The sequence below is a fragment of the Stieleria sp. genome (assembly GCF_041595215.1).
Taxonomy (GTDB): Bacteria; Planctomycetota; Planctomycetia; order Pirellulales; family Pirellulaceae; genus Stieleria; species Stieleria magnilauensis.
Genome location: NZ_JBFHKV010001468.1, coordinates 1 through 1,620, shown reverse-complemented (window position 1 = coordinate 1,620; position 1,620 = coordinate 1). Strand labels below are relative to the sequence as shown.

The window sequence follows — 1,620 nt, the reverse complement described above, 5'->3', positions numbered from 1 at the left end:
GCACGTATGTGTCCGTGACCGATACCGTCGAGTCGCTAATCGTGAACCCTCCGATCGTCGCGTCGGTCCAGACAACAGAAAATGAATCTGGCGCGTTCGTCGAACGGTCAACGGTCAGGATGGAGTGTGCATTCGCCTCAGCTCCGAACATGGTCCCAAGCTGATAGTTCCCGCATCCGAGCAGATACGCATGCGTGGGGGTGACACGCAACCGAAACAAGAACAGCTCGTCAGACGGCAAGTGCCGCTCAAACTGACCGATTGAATCCGTGTGGCCGTCAACCGTGATCGTCTGGGCATCGGTATCGATCGCATAGTCAACGGAATCGATCGTGAACGTCGCTTGGCCTCGCAGGTAGAACCGCAGTTCCCACGCCTCCTTCCCGGTGAGAAAGAACGCCGGGTTCACCTCCCCATCCACGTCAAACGTGCGGATCTGCTCGTTCGGCGTGACCCACACCATGCCGGCATCCGTGATCGTGGCACCAGCAGCGGCCGACCACTTTCCGATCGTGTCATAGGAATTCGCCGCGCAGTCTGTTTCCAGGCAACAATTGCCGCTCGTTCGGTCAGCCATCGTTCATCCTCAGCACAGTAAGACCAGTACGACGCCCAGACCGTTCGCATCAAGCATCATCACGATCCGATCGGTGGGCTGGATGTCCACGTTGATCGCGTTTCGCGTTCGGATCGCGTCACCGGTGCTCTGCTTTCCATACTGCCACTGAACGACACCGGCGCTGACATTCGATTCGGTGAATTCGATCGGGACTGCATTGAAGAAATGGAACTTGTCCTCACCGGCTGGTCCCACCGCTTCCTCGAACTTCGACGCCCCGCTCGTCGCGATCGCTTCGAATGGGAACCCTGGCCGTGGTCCGCTCATGCGTCGACCTCCGGAACGGGAACACGTGCGATCAGGCTCGTGATGTCCAAGTCGTTGTCGATCGCGGTGATGTCCATCACATACGGAGGCGGCGAGTCGGACTCAACGACCGGCGTCGCGATCCGCACTTCGCTGATCACCGCATTGACCGCTGTGCCGTTGATCGATGCGATCAGGGATCCCGTCTCGATGTTCAGCGCCCGACCGGTGCGGATCCTGGCCGTCGTGCGAGGCGTCAAGAATCGCTCCGCCGCCAGCGTCCCGAGTGCCGTCAACATGTCAAACGGATCCCGCAGCGTCCCGCCGTCGCTCGTTTCCAGCGATCCCTGGTAGTCATAGCCGACGACCGTGCCGGCAGCGATCTCGACATGCTGCAGACCGGGATGGTCCAGCACGATGTACCGTTTGCGAACAAAATCAGCCGACACCGTGGCGGGGAAGCGGACTTCCGGCCGGCGATCGCCCACCATCGCCGCGGTGATGATCATCGTCTCGCTATCCAGCTCGCCCCAGATCTTTGGGTTCGTCTTTTCAGGGTCGGCGTCGTTCCCCGTGAACGAAGGCCGATGGGCGTGCTGCGGCGCACCGTCGACTTCAATGCGAAAGCCTGGCCCGCGATCGAAGTACGAAACCACCCGCAAATCGTACTCCAACGCGTTGGGATGCCTGACCGGACTCAAACCGAACTCCGTAAACACCGTTTGCAGCCGGCGGTATTTGTTCGTTTGCCCAGG

Annotated in this window: 3 protein-coding genes; all 3 read right to left on the bottom strand. The window is 60.2% G+C overall.

All coding sequences use genetic code 11. The annotated features are described in order from the left end of the window. Nucleotides 1-577, bottom strand: a 577-nt coding sequence (locus ABX749_RS32195) for a hypothetical protein (RefSeq protein WP_372899642.1), incomplete at its 3' end; no start/stop codon positions are given. Between the two features lie 9 nt (nt 578-586). Next, on the bottom strand, nt 587-886 hold the full coding sequence (locus tag ABX749_RS32190; RefSeq protein ID WP_145214049.1) for a hypothetical protein: 300 nt from the start codon (nt 884-886) through the stop codon (nt 587-589). Beyond that, a partial coding sequence (locus tag ABX749_RS32185) for a hypothetical protein (RefSeq protein ID WP_372899641.1) occupies nt 883-1,620 on the bottom strand: 738 nt, incomplete at its 5' end. The genes ABX749_RS32185 and ABX749_RS32190, both read right to left, overlap by 4 nt.